Source organism: Kribbella sp. (genome assembly GCF_035655035.1).
In the GTDB taxonomy this organism is placed as follows: Bacteria; Actinomycetota; Actinomycetes; order Propionibacteriales; family Kribbellaceae; genus Kribbella.
The window spans coordinates 1-7275 of the sequence record NZ_DASRVN010000039.1; the positions used below are offsets into that span (position 1 = coordinate 1).

Below are 7275 nucleotides of genomic sequence, written 5' to 3' on the forward strand. Positions count from 1 at the left end.
ACGCCATCGGCTGCTGCCGTTCGCGGATCACGACCGTACCGGCGACCATGTCCCCGATCCGCTTGCCCTGCTTGTTCATCAGGCTGGCGACGATCCCGGGACTCGCCGCGAACCACGGCGCGAAGTCCACGAACAACCACATCAGCGTTCGCACCAGTGCGTGCCGGAACCGGATCGAGCTGCCGTCGTCGCGGACCACCTTCAGCCCGAGCACCATCTTGCCGACCGTCCGCCCGCGGGTCAGCGTCTCCATCACGACCCGGTACCCGACCAGTACCAGCAGCACGGTGACGAAGATCAGCGCGACCGTCAACGCCTCGCTGGCCCTGCTCCCGAACAGGAATCCGGCCAGCAGCCCGACCAGCACCATCAGTACGACGCCCTGCAGCAGTACGTCGATCGCACACGCCAGCGCCCGCGTCGGCATCCGGGCGATCCGCACCTGGAGGACGACGGCTTCACCGGTGACCAGCTGAGACACGTACGTCGCCCCCCTCCTGCGTAGACACTCGGTCCGGTTAGTCTGCCATCAGACGGGTGGAGGAGGTGGCTGTGGACGTAGAAGCGTTTGTGTCGGTGCATCAGCCGCAGTGGGACAGACTCGCGCTCCTGACCCGTCGCCAGCGTCGCCTGACCGGTGCGGAGGCCGAAGAGCTCGTAGTGCTCTACCAGCGCGTCGGCACGCACCTGGCCGCGCTGAGAGCAGCCGGTGCCGACCCTGTGTCGATCGGTCGACTGTCCGGGCTCATCGCAGACGCCCGTGGTGCGGTCACAGGGGCTCAAGCACCCGTTTGGCGGGAAATCTCGAAGTACTTCCTTGTGAGCTTCCCGGCTGCTCTGTACGCGTCCAGACGCTGGTGGATCACCATCGGCCTGCTCTTCTACCTGGTGGCGGCCTGGACCGCGTGGCGGGTGCTGGCGCATCCGGAAGTTGTCAACTCGATCGCTACACCGGCGGAGGTCAAGCAGCTCGTCAACCACGACTTCGAGTCGTACTACTCGGACAACCCGGCGCAGGACTTCGCTCTGCGCGTGTGGATCAACAACGCGACCATCAGTGCCGCCGTACTGGCGTTGGGCATCCTCCTGGTCCCGTCGGTCTTCATCTTGTGGGACAACGCGATGAACCTCGGGCTCAGCGCGGGGCTGATGATCGCCAACGACAAGGGCGGCCTCTTCTTCAGCCTGATCACGCCGCACGGTCTGCTGGAGCTGACAGCGGTCTTCATAGCAACCGCGGCCGGCCTGCGCCTGGGCTGGTCCTGGATCGTTCCTGGCCCCCGCACCCGCATGCAGTCGCTGGCCCGGACCGGCCGCGCCACCGTCGGTATGGCGATCGGCCTGGCCGCCGTACTGCTCGTCACCGGTCTGATCGAAGCGTTCGTCACTCCGTTCCTGCCCGGCCCGGTCCGCGTCACGATCGGCATCGTCGTCGAGCTGGCGTTCTTCACGTACGTCTGGACGTTCGGCCGGCACGCCTACCGGCACGGTGAGTACGGCGACATCGACGAGGCGGACCGCGAAGCGACGGCACCGGTGTCCGCCTGACGGTTTCCGTACTGGGCACCGGCAGAAGGTGAGTACCGCTCAGGAAGTACGGCACAGCCGGACGTACGACGTCGCGATCACGGTCGGCCTGATCGCCTACGGCCTGGTCCATCTCCTCGTGGCCTGGATCGCCTTGCAACTCGCGTGGGGCAGGTCGTCGAAGGAGGCGTCCCAGCAAGGTGCGCTGCAGGAGCTGGCCGCCCAACCGCTCGGCGGGGTGCTGTTGTGGGTCGTCGCGATCGGCCTGTTCGCACTGGTCGGCTGGCGGGCGCTCGAAATCTTCTGGGGGCACCTGAAGCCGGGCAAGAAGGTCTCGTCCGCCGGCCGCGCGATCGTCTATCTGGTGCTGGGGGTGAGTGCGGTGAAGGTCGCCGTCGGCTCCGGCGGCTCGAGCACCGGGCAGCAGCGCACGGCGTCCGCTCAGCTGATGGCGCACGGCCCCGGACGGGTCCTGGTGGTCGCCGTGGGTGTCGCGATCATCGCGATCGGTTGCTACCACGTCTACAAGGCGATCACGAAGAAGTTCACCGAGGACCTGGCCGGCGGTGTCTCCGACCTGACCGTGCTGCTCGGCCGGATCGGGTACGCCGCGAAGGGCGTCGCGTTCGGCGTGGTCGGCGTACTGTTCGGCTGGGCCGCGATCGCCTACGACCCGCAGAAGGCCGGTGGCCTCGACACCGCGCTGCGGACCATCAAGGAGCAGCCGTTCGGCTCCGTCCTGCTGACCGTGCTCGCATTGGGGATCGCCGCCTTCGGCCTCTACGCATTCAGCTGGTCACGCAACGCCCGCCGGTGACTGCGGTCAGGCCGGCAGGTCCCTCCGGCGTAGACCCACCAGTCCCGCCAGGCCGACCGCCAGCGCGATCGCGAGCAGTACGACGAGTGGGCCGGCCGAGACCGATCCGCCGGGGAGTGACGGGAGATGCGTGAAGGGTGAGATGTCGCGGATCCACTGGGCGGTGGCGACGCCGGCGCTGACCAGGCCGATCAGGATGCAGAGCGCGGGCCCGGCCCAGGACACCATCGATGCCTGCGGGAAGAACCCGAAGATCGCGATCGCGACCGCGGCCAGTACCCATACCGCGGGCAGCTGGACGAGCGCCGCACCGATCATCCGCGGCAGCTGCCCACCGACATCGCCGATCGCGAGACCGTACGCGAGCCCCTGCATGACACCCGCGGCAAGCAGCGCGACCGCCGGCCCGAGCAGGCTGAAGACAAGATGGCTGGCGGCCCAGTGCCAGCGGCTGGTCGCGGTCGCGAGCACCGGCTCGACCCGCCCGCTGCTCTCCTCGACCCGCATCCGGAGCGTGGCCTGGACGGCGTACGCCGACGCGATCAGCCCGACCAGCACCATCACACCGGCCAGGAACGAGTCGATCAGCCCGGACGCGCCGCCCATCCGCCGGAACATCTCCTGGATGGTCGGATCGTCGCGCATCATGTCACCGACGCCCTTCGCGACCCCGCCGAACAGCAAGCCCAGCAAGGCGAATCCGGCCGTCCATGCGACTAGCAGCCCGCGGTGCAGCCGCCAGGCCAGCGCGAACGGCGAGCCGAGCCCTCCGTCCGCCGGCCCGAGCCGATCGGGCAACAGCCCCGCGCCCACGTCCCGCCGTACGGCCAGAGCCACAGCCGCAACCACCAGCAGTACCGTCACCGCCAGGATCACGATGGCCAGCCACCAACGGTTCTGTGCGTACGGGTGGATCTGCTGTGCCCAGCCGATCGGAGAGACGTACGACAACCAGGCGAGCGGTCCGTTGGTGTGCGCGCTCGTGTCACCGGCTGCCCGCAGTACATAGGCCGCGCCGAGTACGCCGATCGCGATGCCACGGGCCGTACCGGCGCTCGCGGTCAGCTGGGCCGCGACGGCCCCGATTCCCGCGAACAGGAAGCCGGCAGCGGCGTACTCGATGCCGATGGCAACCGATCCGGCGAGCGGCAGGTTCTGGCTGTGCATGCCGAGGGCAAGCAGTACGGCGAGCACCACGTTCGCGCCGAGGGTGGCGACCAGCGCGGCGGCGAGTTGTGCGTGCCGCCCGACAACGGTTGCCCCGAGCAACTCGCGGCGCCCGGTCTCCTCCTCGACGCGGGTGTGCCGGATCACCGTGAGCAGGCTGATCAGCCCGACCATCACCGGCACGAACCCGAGCCGCCAGGTGACGAACTCGCCGAGCGACGACCCGGAAAGCTCGCCGTACAAGGTGATGAAGCCCGCATTGCTCGCGTACTTCACCCGCGAGTCCGGCGTCGGGAACAGGTCGCCGTACTGCTTGACGTAGCTCACGGAAATCGCTGTCAGGCACAGGATCCACAGCGGCAGCACGATCCGGTCCCGGCGCAGGATCAGCCGGATCAGACCGCTCGTACCGGCGAGGCTGTTCATTTCACGGCCTCGGGTTCGTACAGCCGCAGGAACAGTTCCTCCAGCGACGGCGGCTGACTGACGAGACTCCGTACGCCGATCTCGGTGAGCCGCCGCAGTACCGGGTTGATCTCGTCGGTGTCGACGTCGAACCGGACGCGGCCGTCGTCGACCTGCAGGTCGTGCACGCCGGTGAGCTGTGCGAGACCGTCCATCGGGCCGACCAGCTCCGCCTGGATCGACGTCCGGGTCAGGTGCCGCAGCTCGTTCAGCGTGCCGCTCTCGACCGCGCGGCCGGCCCGGATGATCGTCACCCGGTCGCAGAGCGCCTCGACCTCGGACAGGATATGGCTGGACAGCAGCACGGTCCGGCCCTCGCGGTCGCTGATCTCCTGCACGACCTCGCGGAACACCTCCTCCATCAGCGGATCCAGGCCGGAGGTCGGCTCGTCGAGCAGCAGCAGCTCGACGTCGGAGGCGAACGCGGCGACCAGCGCGACCTTCTGCCGGTTGCCCTTCGAGTATGCGCGGGCCTTCTTCCGCGGGTCCAGGTCGAACCGCTCGAGCAGCTCCGCCTTGCGCTTCCTGTCCACGCCGCCGCGCATCCGCCCGAGCAGGTCGATCGCCTCGCCGCCGGACAGGTTCGGCCACAAGGTCACGTCGCCCGGTACGTACGCGAGCCGCCGGTGCAGAGCGGTCGCGTCGGACCACGGGTCGCCGTCCAGGACGGTGGCTGTCCCGCCGTCCGCGCGGGTCATTCCGAGCAGGATGCGAATGGTGGTGGTCTTCCCCGCGCCGTTCGGGCCGAGGAACCCGTGCACCTCACCGGTTCGCACCGTGAGATCGAGACCGTCCAGGGCGTGGGTGCGCCCGAACCGCTTGACCAGACCTTCCGTGCTGATCGCAGCCGGCATGATCACTTCTCCTGTTTCCGAATGGTTTCGACTTGGTCCTGCGTGATGATCGGGATCGAAAAGACGTCGAGCATGCCCTGACCGATGCGCGCGTACCCGTTCGGTGACGTGATGTCCTCGCCGAGCGCTTTTGAGACCTGGTCACGGAACACGAAGACGCTGAGCTTGATCGCGGCCAGCGCGGCCGAGTACGCCCGCCGGTCCTGCGGGTTGATGCCGTACCCCTTCGACCAGTCCTCGATCGTCTCGACCGCCCCGAGGAACAACGCGGTCGCGGTCTCGGAGCCGTCCATCATCGAGCGCACCAGGTACAGCTGCAGCGGGAAGACCCGCGGATGCAACGCCACCGGGTCCAGCGCGGCGACACCCCCACTGGTCGCCAGCTCTTCGCTGACCTCGAGCATCCGCTCCTTCGCGTACTGGTCGCAGGCCTCGCGCAGTGCCTCCTTCGAGCCGAAGTGGTGCCGCACCAGGCCCGACGAGACTCCCGCCGCGGTCGCGATGTCGCGGATCGACGCGCCCTCGATCCCGCGCTCCCCGAACAACCTGATCGCCGCGTCGCGAATCCGCGCCCGCGCCGTCAGGTCCTCAGCCCGCCGATCCATGTCCGGCTCCTCTCCCTACACGCAACAGCAAACTACTACACGAGCGTGTAGTCAAGATCCTCGATTCCTGCAGTTGTTGACAATAGTTAACTGGAAGTAGAACTATTAAGGCATGGCGCAAGATCAGGTGGATCGGTTCTTCGAGGTGCTGGCTGATCCGACGCGGCGGCAGGTCGTGCAACTGCTCGGCGAAGGTCCCCAGCGGGCCGGTCAGCTGGCGGCCGCGACCGGGTCCTCGTCGCCGGCCATGAGCCGGCACCTGCGGATCCTGCTCGCGGCCGGGCTGGTCGCCGACGAGCGGGTCCCGGACGACGCCCGGGTCCGCGTGTTCCGGCTCAATCCCGAGCCCGTCGTCGCCGTCCAGGCCTGGCTGGACCAGGTCCAGGCTCACTGGCGCGACCAGCTGGGCGCCTTCAAATCTCACATCGAGCAGAAGGAGAATCCCCATGCCTGAACCGTCCGCGACCGCGTCCGTCGAGGTGCCGGTCGACCCGGCGACCGCGTTCAAGGTGTTCACCGAGGAGATCGACCTGTGGTGGGTCCGCGGCCCGATCAACTTCTTCGACGCCGCCCGCGCCACCGCGATGCAGATCGAGCCGGGCGTCGGCGGCCGCATCCTGGAGGTGTACACGCCGCCGGACGACGTGCTCGAGCTCGGCCGGATCACCGACTGGGAGCCGGGCACCCTGCTCGCGTACCGCAGTTCGGTCGACGACACCGAGACCCGCATCGACTTCGAGCGGAGCACCGACGGCTGTCGCGTCACCGTCGTACAGTCCCTGGTCCCGGGTGGCGAGAAAGCGTTCTACTTCTGGCCGAACGTGCTCAGCTGGCTCCCGGCCTGGATCGACCGGCGGGACACCGCGCCGAGCGTTCCGCGTGAGCTGGACCGGCTCGCGATCGCCTTGTACTACGAGGATCCGGCCGCGGCCGCCCGCTGGCTGCACGCCGTGTTCGGCCTCGACTCGTGGAACGAGATCCCGGCCGAGGGGACCGACCCGGCGTGGATCGAGCTGCAGGTCGGCAGCCGCGCGATCCTGCTCTTCAAGCTCACCGAGAAGCGCACGGCGCAGCTGGACCACAGTGTCTGGGTGTACGTCGACGACCTCGACGCGCACTTCGCGCACAGCCAGGAGAACGGCGCCAAGCTCCTGTCCGACATCCACCAGCACGGCTACCGCGCGTACGAGGCCGAGGATCTCGAAGGCCACCACTGGACCTTCGTCCAGGCCCGCCCGACGATGGCATGACCGAACAACCCCTCACGGGCGGGCGGTTGACGCCCGGTGTGGTGCGGGTCGGCGACACGGTACGCCGGCCCGCGTCGGACTTCACGGCCGACCTCCTGAAACTCCTTGCGGACAACGCTTTCGTGCCCGACTACCTGGGCCGGGACGAGTCCGGCCGGGACATCCTCAGCTACCTGGAGGGCGACGTACCCGCCCGGTATCAACGTTGGACCGACCAACAGGTGGCGGCGGCCGGGGTACTGCTTCGGAGCTTTCACGACGCCACCCGCGGCTCCGACGTCGCCGCCGGCCACCCGGTCGTCTGCCACCACGACTTCGCCCCGACCAACTGCGTTTTCACCGGCGACCTCCCCACGGCCTTGATCGACTTCGACCTGGCCGCCCCCGGCGATCCCCTGGAAGACCTCGGGTACGCCGCCTGGACCTGGTGCATCGCCTCCAAACACGCAGACCCCGGCCGTCAAGCCCACCAAGTTGCCGTCTTGGCGAACGCCTACGGCCTGGACGACACCACTGAACTCATAGACGCGGTCCTGCAGCGCCAACTCGCCAACGTGCAGTTCTGGCTCGACAGACCCTGCGCAGCCGCC

At 68.4% G+C, this 7275-nt stretch carries 9 protein-coding genes; 5 read left to right on the forward strand and 4 right to left on the reverse strand.

The features are described 5' to 3' along the window. On the reverse strand, window positions 1-481 hold a 481-nt coding region (locus VFF46_RS02665; protein ID WP_325035374.1), incomplete at its 3' end, for an RDD family protein. 71 nt (window positions 482-552) lie between these two features. Between VFF46_RS02665 and VFF46_RS02670 the strand changes: the two genes are divergently transcribed. Both VFF46_RS02670 and VFF46_RS02675 read left to right on the forward strand, forming a co-directional pair. After that, on the forward strand, window positions 553-1548 hold the full coding sequence (locus VFF46_RS02670) for a stage II sporulation protein M (protein ID WP_325035375.1): 996 nt from the start codon (window positions 553-555) through the stop codon (window positions 1546-1548). Continuing rightward, entirely contained in the window at window positions 1490-2344 is an 855-nt protein-coding gene (locus tag VFF46_RS02675) for a DUF1206 domain-containing protein (RefSeq protein WP_325035376.1), read from the forward strand. Before VFF46_RS02670 ends, VFF46_RS02675 begins: the two co-directional genes overlap by 59 nt. Before the next feature lie 6 nt (window positions 2345-2350). Here the strand turns inward: VFF46_RS02675 and VFF46_RS02680 are convergent, their stop codons facing one another. The 3 genes from VFF46_RS02680 to VFF46_RS02690 are packed head-to-tail and all read right to left on the reverse strand — an operon-like array spanning window position 2351 to window position 5435. After that, window positions 2351-3937, reverse strand: coding sequence for an ABC transporter permease (locus tag VFF46_RS02680; RefSeq protein ID WP_325035377.1), 1587 nt, complete (start codon window positions 3935-3937; stop codon window positions 2351-2353). After that, window positions 3934-4830, reverse strand: coding sequence for an ABC transporter ATP-binding protein (locus tag VFF46_RS02685; protein ID WP_325035378.1), 897 nt, complete (start codon window positions 4828-4830; stop codon window positions 3934-3936). Before VFF46_RS02685 ends, VFF46_RS02680 begins: the two co-directional genes overlap by 4 nt. A gap of 2 nt (window positions 4831-4832) precedes the next feature. After that, complete coding sequence (locus VFF46_RS02690) at window positions 4833-5435, reverse strand: helix-turn-helix domain-containing protein (RefSeq protein WP_325035379.1); 603 nt, start codon at window positions 5433-5435, stop codon at window positions 4833-4835. Between the two features lie 112 nt (window positions 5436-5547). Between VFF46_RS02690 and VFF46_RS02695 the strand changes: the two genes are divergently transcribed. The 3 genes from VFF46_RS02695 to VFF46_RS02705 all read left to right on the forward strand — a co-directional run. Further along, window positions 5548-5889: a metalloregulator ArsR/SmtB family transcription factor gene (locus VFF46_RS02695; protein ID WP_325035380.1), complete on the forward strand. Its 342-nt coding sequence runs from the start codon at window positions 5548-5550 to the stop codon at window positions 5887-5889. Next, window positions 5882-6685 carry a VOC family protein gene (locus tag VFF46_RS02700; protein ID WP_325035381.1) on the forward strand — a complete coding sequence of 268 codons (804 nt, stop codon included), beginning with the start codon at window positions 5882-5884 and terminating at the stop codon, window positions 6683-6685. Before VFF46_RS02695 ends, VFF46_RS02700 begins: the two co-directional genes overlap by 8 nt. After that, a partial coding sequence (locus VFF46_RS02705; protein WP_325035382.1) for an aminoglycoside phosphotransferase family protein occupies window positions 6682-7275 on the forward strand: 594 nt, incomplete at its 3' end. The genes VFF46_RS02700 and VFF46_RS02705, both read left to right, overlap by 4 nt.